General features: G+C 68.3%; 16 protein-coding genes. All 16 read left to right on the top strand.

The window, feature by feature from the left end; all coding sequences use genetic code 11:
* Positions 1-321 precede the first annotated feature (321 nt).
* The 16 genes from DGN21_RS09660 (at position 322) to DGN21_RS09585 (ending at position 18,889) form a co-directional block, all read left to right on the top strand.
* Positions 322-3,831 (top strand): glycosyltransferase, encoded by a 3,510-nt coding sequence (locus DGN21_RS09660; protein ID WP_126966747.1) that lies wholly within the window; start codon positions 322-324, stop codon positions 3,829-3,831.
* 321 nt (positions 3,832-4,152) lie between these two features.
* The gene (fliE, locus tag DGN21_RS09655) at positions 4,153-4,524 is read left to right on the top strand and encodes a flagellar hook-basal body complex protein FliE (RefSeq protein WP_006449786.1); all 372 of its coding nucleotides are present in this window, start codon (positions 4,153-4,155) and stop codon (positions 4,522-4,524) included.
* Between the two features lie 13 nt (positions 4,525-4,537).
* A complete protein-coding gene (gene fliF, locus DGN21_RS09650) occupies positions 4,538-6,268 on the top strand; it encodes a flagellar basal-body MS-ring/collar protein FliF (RefSeq protein ID WP_016904679.1) in 1,731 nt (576 codons plus the stop codon).
* 10 nt (positions 6,269-6,278) lie between these two features.
* A complete protein-coding gene (gene fliG, locus DGN21_RS09645) occupies positions 6,279-7,268 on the top strand; it encodes a flagellar motor switch protein FliG (protein WP_024939590.1) in 990 nt (329 codons plus the stop codon).
* Positions 7,265-7,885, top strand: a complete 621-nt coding sequence (locus DGN21_RS09640; protein ID WP_024939589.1) for a FliH/SctL family protein — start codon at positions 7,265-7,267, stop codon at positions 7,883-7,885. The genes fliG and DGN21_RS09640 overlap by 4 nt, the downstream gene beginning before the upstream one ends.
* Positions 7,882-9,258 (top strand): flagellar protein export ATPase FliI, encoded by a 1,377-nt coding sequence (gene fliI / locus DGN21_RS09635; protein ID WP_046342558.1) that lies wholly within the window; start codon positions 7,882-7,884, stop codon positions 9,256-9,258. The genes DGN21_RS09640 and fliI overlap by 4 nt, the downstream gene beginning before the upstream one ends.
* Before the next feature lie 3 nt (positions 9,259-9,261).
* Positions 9,262-9,717, top strand: coding sequence for a flagellar export protein FliJ (fliJ, locus tag DGN21_RS09630; protein WP_104622651.1), 456 nt, complete (start codon positions 9,262-9,264; stop codon positions 9,715-9,717).
* Positions 9,714-11,006 (top strand): flagellar hook-length control protein FliK, encoded by a 1,293-nt coding sequence (locus tag DGN21_RS09625; RefSeq protein ID WP_184578751.1) that lies wholly within the window; start codon positions 9,714-9,716, stop codon positions 11,004-11,006. Before fliJ ends, DGN21_RS09625 begins: the two co-directional genes overlap by 4 nt.
* A gap of 190 nt (positions 11,007-11,196) precedes the next feature.
* The gene (locus DGN21_RS09620) at positions 11,197-11,721 is read left to right on the top strand and encodes a flagellar basal body-associated FliL family protein (protein WP_016904990.1); all 525 of its coding nucleotides are present in this window, start codon (positions 11,197-11,199) and stop codon (positions 11,719-11,721) included.
* 10 nt (positions 11,722-11,731) lie between these two features.
* The gene (gene fliM, locus DGN21_RS09615) at positions 11,732-12,745 is read left to right on the top strand and encodes a flagellar motor switch protein FliM (protein ID WP_016904991.1); all 1,014 of its coding nucleotides are present in this window, start codon (positions 11,732-11,734) and stop codon (positions 12,743-12,745) included.
* A complete protein-coding gene (gene fliN, locus DGN21_RS09610; RefSeq protein WP_016904992.1) occupies positions 12,742-13,080 on the top strand; it encodes a flagellar motor switch protein FliN in 339 nt (112 codons plus the stop codon). The genes fliM and fliN overlap by 4 nt, the downstream gene beginning before the upstream one ends.
* Complete coding sequence (fliO, locus tag DGN21_RS09605; RefSeq protein WP_024937666.1) at positions 13,077-13,484, top strand: flagellar biosynthetic protein FliO; 408 nt, start codon at positions 13,077-13,079, stop codon at positions 13,482-13,484. Before fliN ends, fliO begins: the two co-directional genes overlap by 4 nt.
* A 1-nt stretch (position 13,485) precedes the next feature.
* Positions 13,486-14,331, top strand: a complete 846-nt coding sequence (gene fliP, locus DGN21_RS09600; protein WP_104568466.1) for a flagellar type III secretion system pore protein FliP — start codon at positions 13,486-13,488, stop codon at positions 14,329-14,331.
* Positions 14,332-14,744: 413 nt separating this feature from the next.
* Positions 14,745-15,014, top strand: a complete 270-nt coding sequence (locus DGN21_RS09595; protein ID WP_005917968.1) for a flagellar biosynthetic protein FliQ — start codon at positions 14,745-14,747, stop codon at positions 15,012-15,014.
* A 13-nt stretch (positions 15,015-15,027) separates the two neighbouring features.
* Entirely contained in the window at positions 15,028-15,819 is a 792-nt protein-coding gene (fliR, locus tag DGN21_RS09590; protein ID WP_024937668.1) for a flagellar biosynthetic protein FliR, read from the top strand.
* A gap of 118 nt (positions 15,820-15,937) precedes the next feature.
* Positions 15,938-18,889 carry a diguanylate cyclase gene (locus tag DGN21_RS09585; protein WP_215825213.1) on the top strand — a complete coding sequence of 984 codons (2,952 nt, stop codon included), beginning with the start codon at positions 15,938-15,940 and terminating at the stop codon, positions 18,887-18,889.
* The last annotated feature ends 10 nt before the right edge of the window (positions 18,890-18,899 follow it).

The raw sequence follows: 18,899 nt of genomic DNA, 5'->3' as shown, positions 1-18,899 counted from the left end.
ATCAGGATTCAATTATCCTCCATTAGAGGTCTGCAGCCTGACCAAATTACCATTGGCATTGATCGATTGCTGAGAACCAGCCCTCATTTGAGGGTTGGCATCGGCGCAGCACCAGCGCCTCCGCACATTTCAGGCTTGGCTGAACTCAGCACCTCACGCCGGACAATCTAAAGCACGCATGTTTCAAGTAGCGGATCACGCTCGCGCCGCTGCCTGTATACGCATAGTTGCCGAATCCTCGACAATGCGATGAGTCCCAGTCCTCCAATCCTCGAACACGGTCCGCTCTGCATGACTTCTACCACTCTGGTCAGCATCGTCATGCCGACCTACAAGCCACGCTATTTCGCGCAGGCGCTGGACAGCGTGCTGGCGCAGACTTACACGGCGCTGGAGCTGGTGATCTGCGACGACAACGCCGATGGCGCCATCGAGGCGGTGCTGGCGTCGAGGCTGGCTGACGCCCCATTTTCGATCCGCTACCACCGCAATACCCCCCGCCTCGGCGAACTCGGCAGCACGGTCAAGGGGATCGGCCTGGCGCAGGGCGAATACATCAAGTTCCTGCACGACGACGACGTGCTGGAGCCGGACTGCGTCGCGCAGCTGGTCGGCGCAATGGAGCGCAACCCCGGCACCGCGCTGGCGTCCTCGCGCCGGCTGCGGATCGACGACGACGGTGCGCCGTTGCCGGACATCCTGGCCACCAGCTTCCCGTTTGCCGAGGATGTGCTGATCGACGGGCCGGAGCTGGTGTCGTTTCTGGCCGACCACGCCATCAACTTCATCGGCGAGCCGAGTTGCGTGCTTGCACGGCGCGACGACCTGGTGGCGCTGGGTGGCGAGCTGATGATGTTGAACGGCAAGGCCATCCACTGGGTTGGCGACCTGGCGATCTACGTCAAACTGCTGCGTCACGGCAACCTGGCCTTGCTGTCCGGCCCGCTCACGCAGTTCCGCGTCTCCAGTGCGCAGTTCAGTCAGGCCGGCCGCGATCAGCCCGGCATCGGCGACCAGGGCCATGAGGACTTGCGCCAGGGCATCCGCCAACTCGGCTGGCGACGCGACAGCGGCGACAACCGCCAGGTGCGTGTCGCCCCGCTCAGCCCGCACAAGGCGCGGGTGTTCAAGTCGGTGGATCTGGTCAACGCCTTGATGCAGAGCGCAGGAATGGCCGAGCGCGTGTCGCCGGCCACGTGGTTGGGGGTGCGTCATCCCAGCACCGTGCAGCGCGCCTTGATCGATGCACGTTTGCAGGCGCATGCGGGCGGCCCGCGGATCGCAGTGATGGTGGTCGACAGCGACGGCGATGCGGCGGCGGTGGCCGCAACCCAGGCCAGCCTGGCGGCGGTGGCGTGTTATCGGAACCAGCAGACCTGGGTGATCAGCAGCTCGCCGCAGCAGGCCGCCGAGCACGGCGGGCGCGGTGTGCTGATCGGTCCGGACGGCTTGGTGCCCGCGCTCAATCGGACCATCGCCACGCAACAGTCCATCGACTGGGTGCTGCTGGTCCAGGCCGGCAGCCTGTTCACCGCCAGCGGCCTGCTGATGCTGGCACTGGAGATGCTCGCGCTGCCGGACACGTGTCAGGCCATCTACGCCGATGAAGTGGTCGCGCTGGATGGTGGTCAGCTGGGGCTGGCAATGCGGCCGGCGCTGTATCTGGACATGTTGCTGAGTTCACCGTCGACGATGTCGCGGCATTGGCTGTTCCGGCACCAGACGCTAGTGGCCGATGGCGGCTTTGCAACCGAAACGAGCGACGCCTTCGAACTGGATTACCAGCTTGGGCTGGTCGAACGCTACGGCCTGGCCTGCATCCAGCACATCGCCGAACCCTTGCTGGTGGCATCGGCCACCACGCGGCATGGCGACGAAGACGAGCAGCGCGCCATCAGCCGCCATCTTGCCGCGCGCGGGTACCTGGACGCAGTGGTGAGCGGCAACGGCCCCGGCCGGCACGCGGTGGACTACCGGCATGCACAGCAACCATTGGTCAGCATCCTGGTGCTGGTGGATGGACGCCTGGCGCAGGTGCAGCGCTGCCTGGAAAGCGTGCTCGCCAACACCGGCTATCCACACTACGAACTGCTGTTGCTGGATCGCGGCGACAGCGCCGAGCCGGCGTTGCGCGACTGGCTGGCGGGCATCGACAACCTCGGCCTGCAGCAGATCCGCGTGCTGCGCTTCGACGGTGCGCCCTCGCGCGAGGCAGCCTGCAATGCGGCAGCCGAACAGGCACGTGGGGAGGTGTTGCTGTGGTTGGCGGCCGGTGCGGCAGCGATCAAGGCTGATTGGTTGGCGCAGCTGCTCAACCACGCGCTGCGCCCGGAGGTCGGCGCGGTGGCCGGCAAGCTGCTGCGCGGCGACGGCACCGTGCATCACGCCGGCCTGCTGCTGGGCCTGGGGGCACCAGCGGCGCGCGCCTTCGCAGGTGCGGCGTTCGACGAATCGGGCTATCTGCAGCGCCTGCAACTGGATCAGAACTACAGCGCGCTCAGTGGCGAATGCCTGATGCTGCCGCGCCAGCTGTTCCTGGACGCCGGCGGCTTTGCGCAGGAACCGGCATTGGCGCAATGGAGCGACGTCGACCTGTGCCTGCGCCTGCAGCAGGCCGGCTATCTCAATGTCTACGCCGCGCGCGCGCAGCTGTTGATCGACCCGCCCGACGCGCCACCCGCCACTGCACTCGACGAAGAAGCGATGTATGCGCGCTGGCTGCCGGTCATGGCCAACGACCCGGCCTACAACCCGGGCTTCTCGCTGGACCCCGGCGCCGGCTTCCAGCTGGCCGACCCGCGCGCCAGTTGGCGGCCACTGCAGTCGTGGCGACCGCTGCCGACGATGATCGCCCTCCCCGCCGATATCGAAGGCTGCGGCCACTACCGGGTAATCCAGCCGCTGCGCGCCCTGCGCGAGGCCGGCATGGTCGAAGGCGTGCTGTTCAACGGCTATCTAGAGATCAGCGAGCTGGCGCGCCAGGATCCCGACGTGGTGATCCTGCAACGCCAGGTCGGCGAGCCGCGACTGGAAGCGATGCGGCGCATGCAGGCGCTGTCGCGTGCGTTCAAGGTCTACGAGCTGGACGACTACCTGCCCAACCTGCCGCTGAAGAACGCGCATCGCGAGCACATGCCCAAGGACATCCTCAAGACCGTGCGGCGCGGGCTGGGCATGGTAGACCGCTTCGTGGTGTCCACCCCTGCCCTGGCCGAGGCGTTCGCCGGGTTGCATGGCGACATCCGCGTGGCCGAAAACCGCCTGCCACCGCATTGGTGGGAGCACCTGCCCGCACGCAGCGAACGCAAGCAACGCCAGGGTGGCAAGCCACGCATCGGCTGGGCCGGCGGCGTCAGTCACACCGGCGATCTGGAACTGATCGCCGATGTGGTGCGCGAGCTGGCCGACGAGGTCGAATGGGTGTTCATGGGGATGTACCCGTTCGCGTTGCGCCAGCACATCCATCAGTTCCAGCCTGGCGTGCCGATCGATCATTACCCGGCCGCACTGGCGGCGCTGGATCTGGACCTGGCGCTGGCGCCGGTGGAACAGAACCTGTTCAACGAGTGCAAGAGCAATCTGCGCCTGCTCGAATACGGCGCCTGCGGCTACCCGGTGATCGCCAGCGATGTGCGCTGCTACCAGGGCAACCTGCCGGTGACCCTGGTGAAAAACCGCTACCGCGACTGGATCGGCGCGATCCGCGAGCATCTGGCCGACCCGGCCGCTTCGGCGGCAAAGGGCGCGGCCTTGCGTGACGTGGTGCGCCGCGACTGGATGCTGACCGGACGCAATCTTGATCGCTGGCGTGAGGCGTGGTTGCCGGATTAGCGGATCGAGGCCGCGGGTGCATGCACTACCGTCTCGATTGGTCCTTGTCCGCCCACCGTCGCGGGACCTTACGCGGCAGGGATGCCGCGTAAGCGCCTACACGGACGTCCTTGCGGCGTGTCCTGCGAGGGTGGCGGGCAAGGGCCCTGCAGCCAAGCCGCAGATCCGACGCTCTGCACCCAATACTCCTGGGCCATCGCCCAACGCCAGACCCATCCGCGGCTGACTTAAAGCCCCTCCCCGCCCCCGGCGCCGGAATCCCGGCGCGGTTTCGGCACGCCGCTTGCACTGGTGTGGATGCCTCCCTGGCTGACCGCACCCATGAGCGACTCCGTTACCTCCATCCTCTCGCAGATCCGCAGCTACCAGACGCAGATGGGCCAAGGCCCGATGGGCGCGGTGGGCGATGCGGCGCGCGGCAATCAGATCCAGGGGCTGGCCGGCACACAGGGAACACCGGCCACCCAGGCACCGAGCTTCAGCGAGACCTTGCGCGGCGCCATCGGCGGCGTCAACGAGGCCCAGCAGAAGTCCGGCGCGCTGGCCAAGGCCTTTGAAATGGGCGACCCCAGTGCCGATCTGGCACGGGTCATGGTCGCCTCCCAGCAGTCCCAGGTGGCCTTCCGCGCCACCGTGGAAGTCCGCAACCGTCTCGTCCAGGCTTACCAGGACGTCATGAACATGCCGCTGTAAGGGTTGACGACACATGGCTCTCGCGATCACCAAAGAAAACATGAACCAGAACGCCGAAAAGGCGGGGCAATGGTTCGACCGTGTCCGCAGCCTGCAGATCACCCGCAAGCTGACCATGATGGCGATGATCGCCGTGGCGGTGGCGGCCGGTCTGGCAGTGTTCTTCTGGTCGCAGAAGCCCGGTTACCAGTCGCTGTACACCGGCCTGGACGACAAGGGCAATGCCGAAGCGGCCGACCTGCTGCGCACCGCGCAGATCCCGTTCAAGATCGACCAGGACACCGGCGCCATCTCGGTGCCGCAGGACCGTCTGTACGACGCCCGCCTGAAGCTGGCCGGCTCCGGCCTGACCGGCAAGGAAACCGGCGGCGGCTTCGAGCTGATGGAAAAGGATCCCGGCTTCGGCGTCAGCCAGTTCGTCGAAAACGCCCGCTACCAGCACGCCCTGGAAACCGAGTTGTCGCGCACCATCGGCACCCTGCGCCCGGTGCGCGAGGCCCGTGTGCATCTGGCCATTCCCAAGCCCAGCGCCTTCACCCGCCAGCGTGACGTGGCCAGCGCCTCGGTGGTGCTGGAGCTGCGCGGCGGCCAGGGCCTGGAGCGCAACCAGGTCGATGCCATCGTCAACCTGGTCGCCTCCAGCATCCCGGACATGACCCCCGAGCGCGTCACCGTGGTCGACCAGAGCGGCCGCATGCTCTCCATCGCCGATCCCAACAGCGACGCTGCCCAGCATGCCGCCCAGTTCGAACAGGTGCGTCGCCAGGAAAGCTCCTACAACCAGCGTATCCGCGAGCTGCTAGAGCCGATGACCGGCCCGGGCCGGGTCAACCCGGAAGTCAGCGTGGACATGGACTTCTCGGTGGTCGAGGAAGCCCGCGAGCTCTACAACGGCGAACCGGCCAAGCTGCGCAGCGAACAGGTCAGCGACACCAGCACCAGCGCCACCGGCCCGCAGGGCCCCCCGGGCGCCACCAGCAACAGCCCCGGCCAGCCGCCGGCGCCAGCCGCAAACGCCACTGCCGGCGCACCGGGCACCCCGGCCGCTGCCAACGGCCAGGCCGCCGCACCGGCCGCGCCGACCGAAAGTTCCAAGAGCGCCACCCGCAATTACGAATTGGACCGGACCTTGCAACACACCCGCCAGCCGGCCGGCCGCATCAAGCGGGTGTCGGTGGCGGTGCTGCTGGACAACGTCCCGCGCCCCGGTGCCAAGGGCAAGATGGTCGAGCAGCCGCTGACGGCCGCCGAGCTCACCCGCATCGAGGGCTTGGTCAAGCAGGCAGTGGGCTTCGACGCGGCCCGTGGCGACACGGTGTCGGTGATGAACGCCCCGTTCGTGCGCGAAGCGGTGGCCGGCGAGGAAGGTCCGAAGTGGTGGGAAGACCCGCGTGTGCAGAACGGTCTGCGCCTGCTGGTCGGTGCGGTGGTGGTGCTGGCGCTGCTGTTCGGCGTGGTGCGCCCCACCCTGCGCCAGCTCACCGGCGTGACCGCGATCAAGGAAAAGCAGGCCAAGGGCGGCAACGATGGCACTCCGCAGAGCGCCGACGTGCGGATGGTCGACGATGACGACCTGATGCCGCGCCTGGAAGAGGACACCGCCCAGCTCGGTCAGGACCGCAAGAACCCGATCGCGCTGCCGGACGCCTACGAAGAACGCATGCGTCTTGCACGCGAAGCAGTCAAAGCCGATTCAAAACGTGTCGCACAAGTCGTGAAGGGATGGGTCGCCAGTGAAGCCTGATACACCACCGATGACCGGCGTACAGCGCGCCGCCGTGCTGCTGCTGTCGCTTGGGGAAAGCGACGCCGCCGAAGTGCTCAAGCACATGGACCCCAAGGAGGTGCAGAAGATCGGCATCGCCATGGCCACCATGACCGGCATCTCGCGCGATCAGGTCGAGAAGGTGATGGACGACTTCAACGGCGAACTGGCCGGCAAGACCTCGCTGGGCGTGGGCGCCGACGACTACATCCGCAACGTGCTGATCCAGGCGCTGGGCGCCGACAAGGCCGGTGGCCTGATCGACCGCATCCTGCTCGGCCGCAACACCACCGGCCTGGACACCCTGAAGTGGATGGACCCGCGCGCGGTGGCCGACCTGGTGCGCAACGAGCATCCGCAGATCATCGCCATCGTCATGGCGCATCTGGACAGCGACCAGGCCGCAGAGGCCCTGAAGCTGCTGCCCGAGCGCACCCGCGCCGACGTACTGCTGCGCATCGCCACCCTGGACGGCATCCCGCCCAATGCGCTGAGCGAGCTCAACGACATCATGGAGCGCCAGTTTTCCGGCAACCAGAACCTCAAGTCGTCCAATGTGGGTGGCATCAAGGTGGCCGCCAACATCCTCAACTTCCTCGACACCGGCGCCGACCAGGGCGTGCTGGGCGAGATCGGCAAGATCGACGCCGACCTGGCCGGCAAGATCCAGGACCTGATGTTCGTGTTCGACAACCTGGTGGACCTGGACGACCGCGGCCTGCAGACGCTGCTGCGCGAGGTCTCCGGCGAGCGCCTGGGCCTGGCCCTGCGCGGTGCCGACGTCAAGGTGCGCGAGAAGATCACCCGCAACATGTCCCAGCGCGCCGCCGAGATCCTGCTCGAGGATATGGAAGCGCGCGGCCCGGTGCGCCTGGCCGACGTGGAAGCGGCGCAGAAGGAAATCCTCACCATCGTCCGCCGCCTGGCTGACGAAGGCGCCATCAGCCTCGGCGGCGCCGGTGCGGAGGCGATGGTATGAACGACATCGTCACCCGCTGGCTGGCCCCCGACCTGCACCTGGAGCCGGCCCCGCCGGCGCCGGAGTACGACGAGCCGGCCGTGCTCGAGCCGGTGCTGCGTCCGCCGACCCTGGAAGAGATCCAGGCGATCGAAGACGCCGCCCAGCAGGAAGGCTTCGCCCGCGGCCATGCCGAAGGCTTTGCCCAGGGCCAGTCCGAAGTGCGCCGCCTGACCGCGCAGATCGACGGCATCCTGGACAACTTTACCCGCCCGCTGGCGCGGCTGGAGAACGAAGTGGTCGGCGCGCTCGGCGAGCTGGCCGTGCGCATCGCCGGCTCGCTGGTCGGGCGTGCCTACCAGGCCGACCCGCAGCTGCTGGCCGAGCTGGTGCAGGAGGCCATCGATGCGGTCGGCGGCGCCGGCCGCGAGGTGGAAGTGCGCCTGCATCCGGACGACATCACCGCGCTGCTGCCGCATCTGGCGCCCAGCAGCACCACCCGCGTGGCCCCGGACCTGAGCCTGAGCCGCGGCGACCTGCGCGTGCATGCCGAGAGCGTGCGCGTGGACGGCACCTTGGACGCGCGCCTGCGGGCCGCGCTGGAGACAGTCATGCGCAAATCCGGAGCGGGCCTGTGAGCGCCCTGCTGGGCGCCACCCCGGCCGACTGGCTGGACGCGCGCAACCTGCGCCTGGCCACCCGCCTGAGCGGGCTCGGGCTGGAACCGAGCGCAGGCCGCACCCTGATCCGCGAAGGCATCCTGCGCCGGGCAGTCGGCCTGACCCTGGAAGCCACCGGCTGCGAGGCACCGATGGGCGCCACCTGCAAGGTCGAAGTCGACGGCGGCTGGGTCGATGCCGAAGTGGTCGGCTTCGCCGGCGAACGCACCTACCTGATGCCCAGCGCCGAACTGCATGGCCTGCTGCCGAACGCCCGCGTGGTGCCCTCGCGGCGCCGTGGCGGCGTGGAGGTGGGCGAAGGCCTGCTCGGCCGCGTCATCGACAGCGACGGCACCCCGCTCGACGGCAAAGGCCCGATCCGCGGCGAAGGCAGCGTCAGCATGGCCGGCGTGTCGATCAACCCGCTGGCGCGCGAACCCATCACCACCTCGCTGGACGTGGGCGTGCGCGCCATCAACGCCATGCTGCCGATCGGCCGCGGCCAGCGTGTGGGCCTGTTCGCCGGCTCCGGCGTCGGTAAATCGACGCTGCTCGGCATGATGACCCGCTTCACCTCGGCCGACGTCATCGTGGTCGGGCTGATCGGCGAACGTGGCCGCGAAGTGCGCGACTTCGTCGAAACCACGCTGGGCGAGGAAGGCCTGCGTCGCGCCGTGGTGGTGGCCGCCCCGGCCGACCGGCCGCCGTTGGCGCGCCTGCATGGCGCCTACCGCGCCACCGCCATCGCCGAATGGTTCCGCGACCAGGGCCTGAACGTGTTGTTGCTGATGGATTCGCTGACCCGTTTCGCCCAGGCGCAGCGCGAGATCGGCCTGTCGGTCGGCGAGCCGCCAACCACCCGCGGCTACCCGCCGTCGGTGTTCGCCAAATTGCCGGCGCTGGTGGAACGCGCCGGCAACGGCGCCAAGGGGCGCGGCTCGATCACCGCCTTCTACACCGTGCTGACTGAGGGCGACGACCCGCAGGACCCCATCGCCGACGCCGCACGCGCCATCCTGGACGGCCATATCCTGCTGTCGCGTCGGGTTGCCGACAGCGGCCTGTATCCGGCCATCGACCTGGAATCCTCGGTCAGCCGCGTGGTGCAGGACATCGCCGACGACACCTGGCGCCTGCGTATCCGCAAGCTCAAGCGGTTGCTGTCCGCCTACACCGCCAACCGCGACCTGATCGCCATCGGCGCCTACCAGCGCGGCAGCGACCCGGCCACCGACGAAGCCCTGGCGCGCTGGCCGGAGATCGTCGAATTCCTTGGCCAGGATGTGCACAAGGCGTCGGTTCTGAGCGACAGCCTGTCCGCGCTGCAGCAGCTGGTGGAACCGGAGAATTAATCCATGATGCAATCCAAACGGATCGACCCCCTGCTGCGCCGCGCCCAGGAACAGGAAGACAAGGTCGCGCGCGACCTGGCCGAGCGTCAGCGCGCCCTGGACACCCACCAGTCACGCCTGGACGAACTGCGCCGCTACGCCGAGGAATACGCCAACAGCCACATGGCCGGCACCAGCGCCGTGGCGCTGAGCAACCGCCGCGCCTTCCTGGACCGGCTCGACAGCGCCGTGCTGCAGCAGGCCCAGACCGTGGAAACCAACCGCAACAAGGTGGAAGCCGAGCGCACCCGGCTGCTGCTGGCCAGCCGCGAGAAGCAGGTATTGGAGCAACTGGCCGCCAGCTACCGCGCGCAGGAGAACAAGGTGATCGAACGCCGCGACCAGCGTGAGATGGACGACCTCGGCGCGCGTCGTTCGCGCCTGGCCCGCAGCGAAGATACCCACGGAGAATCCGCATGAACCCCTTGTCCGCTTTTGCCGCCGGCCTCGGCGCACTCGCCGGCACCGGCAAGAAATCCAGCTACAGCGATCCCTCGTCCGAGCCGGACGCTGGCCAGGACCAGTTCGCGCGCATGCTCAACCCGGCCAACACCCCGAACCAGGCCCCGCCGCAGGCGCCCGAGCGCGTGCCGGCCAAGCAGGCTGCGCCCAAGTCCAACCAGCCCGACAAGCAGCGCAGCGACGACGACCACGGCGACGATGCGCCGGGCGATGCCACTGCACGCCCGCGCGCGCAGGACGGCGATGCCAAGGCCGCCAAGTCCGGCAACGCCAAGGAACCGGCTGCCGCCGACGGTAGTAGCGCTGCCACCACCGCCAAGGCCGGCAAGGGCGGCAAGACCGCGAGCAACGGCGAAGACGCACCGGCCGACGCAGCCACCGCCACCGACACCGGCTGGCCACCGCCGGGCCTGGGCGGCTTCGGCATGGGCCTGCTGGCGCAGGCGCTGCCCGGCGGCGATGTGCTGGCGGCCGCGGCTGCGGCACTGGCTGCCGGCGTGACCGCTGCGGCCGGCGCCACGCCGGCCGCAACCGCGCTGCCGACCGACGCGGCCACACCCACCGCACCCGCGACCGCCGGCACCGCCCTGCCCTCGTTGGGCGCGTTGGCACCGGCTGCCGCCGCAGGCGCCAAGCCCACCTCCGTCACCGCCTTGAGCGGCGACGCCCAGGCGGCCGCGCTGATGAGCATGGCGACCAAGGCGCTGGACCCGGGCACCGACGACAGCGCCGGCCCGGCCGCGCCGGACGCCCCGGCGTTCGTGCTGCCGACCACCACGGCGGCCGCACTCGGCCGCTTGCAGGACCCGGCGCCGGTGTTCAGCGCCTCGCCCACGCCGACCCCGGAGATGGGCAGCGACACCTTCGACGACGCCATCGGCGCGCGCCTGAGCTGGCTGGCCGACCAGAAGATCGGCCATGCCCACATCAAGGTGACCCCGAACGAGATGGGCCCGGTCGAGGTGCGGCTGCATCTGGACGGCGACAAGGTCAATGCCAGCTTCAGCTCCGCCAATGCCGACGTGCGCCAGGCGCTGGAGCAGAGCCTGCCGCGCCTGCGCGACATGCTCGGCCAGAACGGCTTCCAGCTCGGCCAGGCCGATGTCGGCCAGCAACAGCAGAGCCAGTCGGGTAACCGCAACGGCGGCGGCAGCGACGGCACTGGCCTCAGCCTGGACGACAGCCCGCCCGTCGGAATTCCGTCGGTGGTGTTACGCCAGCGTGGATTGCTGGACGCCTACGCCTGAGCACGCGCGCCGGGCACGCCCCGGCGCGGCTGAAACCTGGGTGCCGGCAAGCTCGGACAGCACCCCACGACCCTCGCAGCGCAAGGTCTGCGGGGGCTTTGTCGTTCAAGTTGCACGCGCGCCAGGAAACCGTCGCCGGATTGGCATGCCAATTGCATCCACTGGGTGAGCATTCCCCCTGGAGCAGACTGTGGCAGCCGCGGAAAAACCCAAGAAGACCGAAGACAAAGACGACAAGGGCGACAAGAAGAAGGGCGGCAAGAAACTTCTGCTGATCGCCGTCGGGGTCGTGGTGCTGGCCGCTGCCGGCGGCGGCGCCTGGTTTTTCTTCGGCCACAAGGGCGAGGAGAAAGACGGCAAGCACGCCGCGCCCAAGGTGGCCGAGGTGCCCAAGCCGGCGCAGTACTTCCCGATGGATCCGGCAATCGTGGTCAACCTGGCCGACCCCGGCGACGGCCCGCAGTACCTGCAGGTCGAAGTGCAGCTGGTCACCCGCGACCCGGAAGACCTCAAGCTGATCACCGAAAACGCCCCGGCCATCCGCGCGCATCTGCTGATGCTGCTGTCGCAGGTCAAGGCCACCGATGTGGCCGACCTGGTCGGCAAGCAGAAGCTGCAGAAGGCCGCCCTGGCCGAAGCGCAGAAGGTCATGACCAGCGAGACCGGCAAGAAGTGCGTCGAAGAACTGCTGTTCACCAGTTTCGTCACCCAGTAAGGCCTGCCCCATGAGCGTCAGCGATCTGCTTTCCCAGGACGAAATCGATGCCCTGCTGCATGGCGTGGATTCGGGTGCGGTCAATACCGAGCCGGAGCCGCTGCCCGGCGAGGCGCGCCAGTACGACCTGTCCAGCCAGGACCGCATCATCCGTGGCCGCATGCCGACCCTGGAGATGGTCAACGAGCGCTTCGCGCGGCTGTGGCGCATCGGCCTGTTCAACCTGATCCGGCGTTCGGCCGACCTGTCGGTGCGCGGCATCGACCTGGTCAAGTTCAACGAGTACATGCATTCGCTGTATGTGCCCACCAACCTCAACCTGATCCGCTTCAAGCCGCTGCGCGGCACCGGCCTGATCGTGTTCGAACCCACGCTGGTGTTCACCGTGGTGGACAACTTCTTCGGTGGCGACGGCCGTTACCACACCCGTATCGAAGGTCGCGAATTCACCGCCACCGAGATGCGCGTGGTGCAGCTGATGCTCAAGCAGACCTTCGCCGACCTGAAGGAAGCCTGGGCGCCGGTGATGGAAGTGGACTTCGAGTACATCAACTCGGAGATCAACCCGCACTTCGCCAACATCGTCACCCCGCGCGAGTACGTGGTGGTGTGCCGCTTCCATGTCGAACTGGAAGGCGGCGGCGGCGAGATCCACATCACCCTGCCGTATTCGATGCTGGAGCCGATCCGCGAACTGCTCGATGCCGGCATCCAGAGCGACCGCAACGACCGCGACGACTCCTGGAACGTGATGCTGCGCGAGCAGCTGGATACCGCCGAGGTGACCCTGTCCAGCGTGCTGGCCAGCAAGCGCATGAGCCTGCGCCAGCTCACCGGCCTGAAGATCGGCGACATCCTGCCGATCGACCTGCCCGCACAGGTGCCGCTGTGCGTGGAAGACATTCCGTTGTTCACCGGCGAATTCGGCGTTTCCAATGGCAACAACGCCGTCAAGATCACCGCCGTACGCCCGCCCGGCGTGCAAGCCCCACGCGCCGTTCCCTCCCAGGACTCCAGCAAATGATCAACTCCGACATCCTCGACGCCGCGCCTGCAACCTTCGACAGCCTGCAGGCCGAGCACGACCAGAATGCCACCGACCTCAACCTGGACGTCATCCTGGACGTGCCGGTGACGCTGTCGCTGGAAGTGGGCCGCGCGCGCATCCCGATCCGCAACCTGCTGCAGCTCAACCAGGGCTCGGTGGTGGAACTGGAGCGCGGCGCCGGCGAGCCGCTGGACGTGTACGTCAACGGCACCTTGATCGCGCATGGCGAAGTGGTCGTCATCAACGACCGCTTCGGTATCCGCCTGACCGACGTGGTCAGCCCCAGCGAACGGATCCGGAGGCTGCGGTGATCGGCCTGCTGGCCGCTGCCGCCCCGGTCGCGGCCAAGGCCACCCAGGTCGGCGCGCAGGCGCCGTCCTCGCCCAGCCTGTTTGGCGCGGTGTTTGCATTGCTGCTGGTGCTGGCGCTGATCGTCGGCCTGGGCTGGTTGCTCAAGCGCATGCCCGGCAGCGGTTTCCGCAGTACCGAGGGCCTGCGGGTGGTGACCAGCCTGGCGGTGGGTGCCAAGGAACGCGTGGTGGTGGTGGAGGTGAACGGCCAGCAGTTGCTGCTCGGCGTCACCGCCGGCGGCATCAACACCTTGCACACCCTGTCCGAACCGCTGCCGTCCGCGCCCGCTCCCACCCTGCCCAACTTCAAGCAACTTCCCAATTTCGCCCAGCTGCTGGCACAGAAGCTGCGCAAGGACCCGTGACATGTTGAGTCGTTGGAATCGCTGGGGGCGCAGCCTCCGCCTGGTGCTGATCCTGCTGGTGATGAGCTGCCCGCTGCTGGCCGCTGCCACGCCCGCCGCATTGCCGGCCATGGCCCAGGCCGCCGCTCCCGCCGCCGCGCCGGCGACCGCGCCGGCCGGCGCCAATCAGCTGCCGTCGTTGCCCAATGTCAGCGTCGGCCGCATCGGCGACCAGCCGGTGAGCCTGCCGCTGCAGACCTTGCTGCTGATGACGGCGATCACCCTGCTGCCGTCGATGCTGCTGGTGCTGACCGCCTTCACCCGCATCACCATCGTGCTGGGCCTGCTGCGCCAGGCGCTGGGCACCGGCCAGACCCCGTCCAACCAGGTACTGCTGGGGCTGTCGATGTTTTTGACCGCGCTGGTGATGATGCCGGTGTGGCAGAAGATGTGGGGTGCCGGGCTCTCGCCGTACCTCAACAACCAGATCGATTTCCAGACCGCCTGGACGCTGACCACCCAGCCGCTGCGTGCCTTCATGCTGGCGCAGATCCGCGAGACCGACCTGATGACCTTTGCCGGCATGGCCGGCGACGGCAAGTACGCCGGCCCGGACGCGGTGCCGTTCCCGGTGCTGGTGGCCTCATTCGTGACCAGCGAGCTGAAGACGGCGTTCGAGATCGGCTTTCTGATCTTCATCCCGTTCGTGATCATCGATCTGGTGGTCGCCAGCGTGCTGATGTCGATGGGCATGATGATGCTGTCGCCGATGTTGATCTCGGCGCCGTTCAAGATCCTGCTGTTCATCCTGGTGGATGGCTGGGTGCTGGTGGTGGGCACATTGGCCGCGAGCTTCAACGCGTCGTAGCCGCAAGGTCTGCATGCGTGCCGCCCTGCCGGCGTGCCGACCCGTCCTGCCGCTTCGGCATGGGCCCGACGTCGGGCAGCAGACGCAGAGCAGACAGCAAGCGCGCCAACCAGTGCAGCCGATAGCGCCGAAGCGCACGGCTGAGCAATGGGCCCGGGGAGCCACCCAACACGCGTGGCTTCGCCTCGCACCCCCACCCCACCCCCCTCTCCCGCTGGAGAGGGGCGAGTTTCTGCAGACCGCAGCTTTGTCAGCCCACACACCGTCGAACAGCTCAGCCCCCTATTCAGACTCCCGCCTCCCGCCTCCCGCCTCCCGCCTCCCGATTCCCGCCTCCCGCCTCCCGATTCCCGATTCCCGATTCCCGATTCCCCAATCCCATCCATTGGCACCCCACTTGCATCACCACACCCATGAGCCCTGAAATCGCCCTGACCGAATTGCGTGGTGGCCTGGTCACCGTCCTGTGGATTGCCGGCCCGATGTTGCTGGCGGTGCTGGTCGTCGGTGTCGTGATCGGTGTGGTGCAGGCTGCCACCCAGTTGAACGAGCCGACCATCGCCTTCGTGGCCAAGGCGGTAGCGTTGACGGCCACCCTGTTTGCCACCGGCAGCATGCTGCTGGGGCATCTGGTGGAGTTCACCATTGCGCTGTTCCAGCGCATACCGCATCTGATCGGTTAGCGGACCCGGCCGGATGGATGCTGCCACCCAGATGGTGATCGACGGCCAGCGCGCGTTTGCGATGGTCGGGGCGATCATGTGGACCATGCTGCGCACCGGTGCGCTGCTGACCGCGATGCCGTTGATCGGCACGCGCGCGGTGCCGGGACGGGTGCGGGTGATGCTGGCCGGGACATTGTCGATGGTGCTGGCGCCGCTGCTGCCGCCGGTGCCGGATTGGGACGGTTTCACCGCGCAGGCGGTGCTCAGCGTCGCCCGCGAGCTGGCGGTGGGCGCCAGCATGGGCTTCATGCTCAAGCTGATCTTCGAGGCCGGCGCGATGGCCGGCGAACTGGTGTCGCAGTCCACCGGCCTGTCGTTTGCGCAGATGTCCGACCCGCTGCGCGGAGTCACCTCGGGGGTGATCGCGCAGTGGTTCTATCTCGGGTTCGGCTTGCTGTTCTTCGCGGCCAACGGACACCTGGCGGTGATCGCATTGTTGGTGGACAGCTACAAGGCCCTGCCGATCGGCACCGCGCTTCCCGATGCCGCCGCCTTCGCCGAGGTGGCGCCGACCCTGTTCCTGCAGATCCTGCGCGGCGGGCTCACCCTGGCACTGCCGATGATGGTGGCGATGCTGGCGGTCAACCTGGCCTTCGGCGCGCTGGCCAAGGCCGCGCCGGCGCTGAATCCGATGCAGCTGGGCTTGCCGCTGACGGTGTTGCTGGGGCTGTTCCTGCTGTCCAGCTTCGCCAGCGAATTCGCGCCGCCCGTGCAACGCATGTTCGATACCGCCTTCGACGCCGCCAGGGATTTGACTGCCTAGCGGACACATCCATAAGTGTGAACTGCCTCAAGTTTTTCGCCCGTCAGCCGTCAACGCCACAGGACGATTGATACCGCCAATCGCCATCACTCACCCACGCCAAAGTCGGCGGGAACCGATGCCCAACGTGTCTGCGCTGTTCGCTCCGATTGCGTCACGACGCGGCCACTGGTGGGCCTGGGGCTGTCTTTGGATTGCCGTGCTGCTGGCGTGCGGCAACGCGCGGGCGCAGACCTACAGCTTCCGCGACTACGCCCAGGCCGATGGCCTGCAGGGCATGACCGTCAACAGCCTGCTCGAAGATCGCCAGGGTGTGGTCTGGGTGGGCACCGAGCTGGCCCTGCACCGCTTCGAGCGCGAGAGTTTCATACCGGTCGGCCAGGAAAGCGGCCTGGATGCGCGCTATATCCGCGCCCTGGCGCTGGATGCCGCAGGACGGTTATGGGTTGCCAGTGCCAACGGCGTGTTCGTGCGCGACGGCGGTGCGTTCGTGCAGCTGCTGCGCGACGGCAAACCGATCCGCGCCGACAGCGGCAATGTGCTGGCTGCCTATGCCGGCGGCGTGGTGGTGGTCAGCGAGAACGCCTTGCTGCGCCTGTCGCCGGATCACACGGGCGGCTGGTCGGTGCACCCGCTGCCGTTGCAGCTGGCCGATGGCACCACTCTGCCGGCCGGCAAGGCGTTACTTGCCGATGGCACGGCACTCTGGAGCAGCTGCGGGCCGCACGTCTGCCGGATCGACGAGAACGGACGCACCGAGTTGCTCGGCGAAGCAGACGGAGTGCCGGAGCGGCAGTGGCGGGCGATCTTTCGCGACCACCAGAACACCCTGTGGCTGCGCGGCGGTGGCCTGGTGCTGTCGCGCGCGACTGGTGAGCGTGTATTCCGCAACCATGCGGCGCCGGCAGGCACCAGCTTCGACACGCTCTCGGCCGCCACCACCCTGTCCGAAGATGCACAGGGCCGCCTGCTGACCCGCTCCGATCGCGGCCTGGTGCGCTGGGAAGGCGATCACTGGCGCTACTTCGGCCACGACCAGGGGCTGCCGATCAGCCCGATGGTCGGCCCGTTGCTGATGCAGCGCACCGGCCAGCTATGGATCGGTACCCGTGGCCTGGGCGTGCAGCGCTGGCTGGGCTACGGCAACATCGAACACTGGGACGAGAGCCAGGGCCTGGCGGAAGCGCCGACCTGGATGATCCAGCGCCTGCCCAGCGGCGAGCTGCTGGTCGGCGGCGATGCCGGCTCCAATGTGCTGGATCCGCGCAGCGGGCGCATGCAGCCCTGGACGCTGGACGACGGCCAGCCGCTGCTGCAGTCGATCTCCCTGGCGCTCTCGCCGACAGACGGCGCCGCCTGGGTGGCACGCTCGTCCGGCGCATTGGCGCGGCGCGATCCGCGCAGCGGCCGGACCGTCGACGTGCTGCAGCTGGGCCTGCCGATCAACAAGCTGTTGTTCGACGCCGCCGGCACCTTGTGGATCACCACCCCGCGCGGCCTGTATCGCATGCCGCCGGGCGCGCCATACCAGGCCATCCGCGATCCGGGCGTGCCGGCCGCGTTCGTGGGCGATGTCGATCTCGACCCCCAGGGCCGGCTCTGGGCCAGCACCCGCGAGGGGCTGTACAAGCGGCAGGCAGACGGTGCCTGGCAACGCGTGCAGGTGCGTGGCGTGCTGCCCAGCCAGGATTTCTTCCTGATCGATTTTGCTCCCGATGGCGAGCTGTGGATCTCGCTGCGCGATACCGGGCTGTGGCATGGCCGCCTGCAGGCCGATGGCGTGCTGGCGCTGCGCGCGGTGGACGATCCGCTGGTGGCGCGGGTGATGCCGTTCATCCTGCGCCACGACCGCGAGGGCCGGCTGTGGCTGGGCAGCAGCCAGGGCCTGGACATGCTGCAAAACGGCCATTGGTCGCGGGCCACGCGCACCGAGGGCCTGTTGTGGGATGACATGTCGGCCAATGCGTTCTTCGAGGACGGGGATGGCAGCATCTGGCTCGGCAGCAGCCGCGGTGCCACCCATCTGATCGATCCGTTGCGCGTGTTCGCCGCACCGCCGTTGCGCGTGGACATCCTGCGCGTGCGGCGTGGCAACCAGGCGATCACGCCGGGGGCGCAGGTCGACTGGTCGCAGGTGCCGCTGGATGTGGACATCAGCGCGCCCGGCGCCGAAGGCGGCCCGGACCGCATCAGCTTCCGCTACCGGGTGGAGGGCCACCAAGCACGCTGGACCCAGACCTCGCTCAGTCACCTCACCTACCCGCTGTTGCCGCCCGGCACCTACACGCTGGAAGTCCAGGCGCTGGATGCCTACCAGCGCAGCGCCAGCCCGGTCGCGCGGCTGCGTTTCGTGCTGCGCCCGCCGTGGTGGCGCGGCGTGCCGGCAGTGGCTGGCTACGTGCTGCTGGGCATTGCCGCAGTGATCGCGCTGCTGCGCTGGCGCACGCGCAAGCTGCTGCGGCGCAAACGCGAACTGGAGCAACTGGTGGCCGAGCGCACTGCCGAGCTGGAACAGGACAAGCGCGAGCTGGAGGCGGCACGCGCCGAGCTCGCGCTCAAGGCCACCCACGACGAGCTGACCGGGCTGCTCAATCGCGCCGGCATCCTGCACGCGCTGCGCGGCATGCTGGCGCGTGCCGACACCAGCGCGCGGCCGCTGGCGGTGGTGTTGATCGACCTGGACCACTTCAAGCTGGTCAACGATCAGCACGGCCACCTGGCCGGGGACGCGGTGCTGGCCGAAGTCGGCCGGCGCCTGGATACGCTGGTGCGCGGCGACGACCGCATCGGTCGCTACGGCGGCGAGGAATTGCTGGCGCTGCTGCCGGGGCTCAGTGCCCAGTCCACCCATCGCCTGCAGGCGTTGCATCGCGGGATCTGCGGCAACTACCCGATCGATGGTGGCGTGCTGCCGGTGACCTGCTCGGTCGGGGTGGCCTGGTTCCAGCCGGGCGAAACCCTGGAACAGCTGCTGGCGCGTGCCGACGCCGCGCTCTATCGCGCCAAGCGCAATGGACGCAACCGCATCGATTACGACCATGTGCGCTACGACGCCGCGTCCAGCGGCTGAACCCGCGTCT

Source organism: Xanthomonas sp. MLO165 (assembly GCF_018831305.1).
GTDB classification, from domain to species: Bacteria; Pseudomonadota; Gammaproteobacteria; order Xanthomonadales; family Xanthomonadaceae; genus Xanthomonas; species Xanthomonas arboricola.
The sequence above is the reverse complement of the archived record's forward strand: the minus strand, read 5'-3'. Positions and strand labels throughout refer to the sequence as shown.

Bases quoted from the DNA above. Each gene is read 5' to 3' on its own strand.
- DGN21_RS09660 (WP_126966747.1), top strand. From the start codon at position 322: ATGCCGACCTACAAGCCACGCTATTTCGCGCAGGCGCTGGACAGCGTG.
- fliE (WP_006449786.1), top strand. From the start codon at position 4,153: ATGAGCGACTCCGTTACCTCCATCCTCTCGCAGATCCGCAGCTACCAG.
- fliF (WP_016904679.1), top strand. From the start codon at position 4,538: ATGGCTCTCGCGATCACCAAAGAAAACATGAACCAGAACGCCGAAAAG.
- fliG (WP_024939590.1), top strand. From the start codon at position 6,279: ATGACCGGCGTACAGCGCGCCGCCGTGCTGCTGCTGTCGCTTGGGGAA.
- DGN21_RS09640 (WP_024939589.1), top strand. From the start codon at position 7,265: ATGAACGACATCGTCACCCGCTGGCTGGCCCCCGACCTGCACCTGGAG.
- fliJ (WP_104622651.1), top strand. From the start codon at position 9,262: ATGATGCAATCCAAACGGATCGACCCCCTGCTGCGCCGCGCCCAGGAA.
- DGN21_RS09625 (WP_184578751.1), top strand. From the start codon at position 9,714: ATGAACCCCTTGTCCGCTTTTGCCGCCGGCCTCGGCGCACTCGCCGGC.
- fliM (WP_016904991.1), top strand. From the start codon at position 11,732: ATGAGCGTCAGCGATCTGCTTTCCCAGGACGAAATCGATGCCCTGCTG.
- fliN (WP_016904992.1), top strand. From the start codon at position 12,742: ATGATCAACTCCGACATCCTCGACGCCGCGCCTGCAACCTTCGACAGC.
- fliP (WP_104568466.1), top strand. From the start codon at position 13,486: ATGTTGAGTCGTTGGAATCGCTGGGGGCGCAGCCTCCGCCTGGTGCTG.
- DGN21_RS09595 (WP_005917968.1), top strand. From the start codon at position 14,745: ATGAGCCCTGAAATCGCCCTGACCGAATTGCGTGGTGGCCTGGTCACC.
- fliR (WP_024937668.1), top strand. From the start codon at position 15,028: ATGGATGCTGCCACCCAGATGGTGATCGACGGCCAGCGCGCGTTTGCG.
- DGN21_RS09585 (WP_215825213.1), top strand. From the start codon at position 15,938: ATGCCCAACGTGTCTGCGCTGTTCGCTCCGATTGCGTCACGACGCGGC.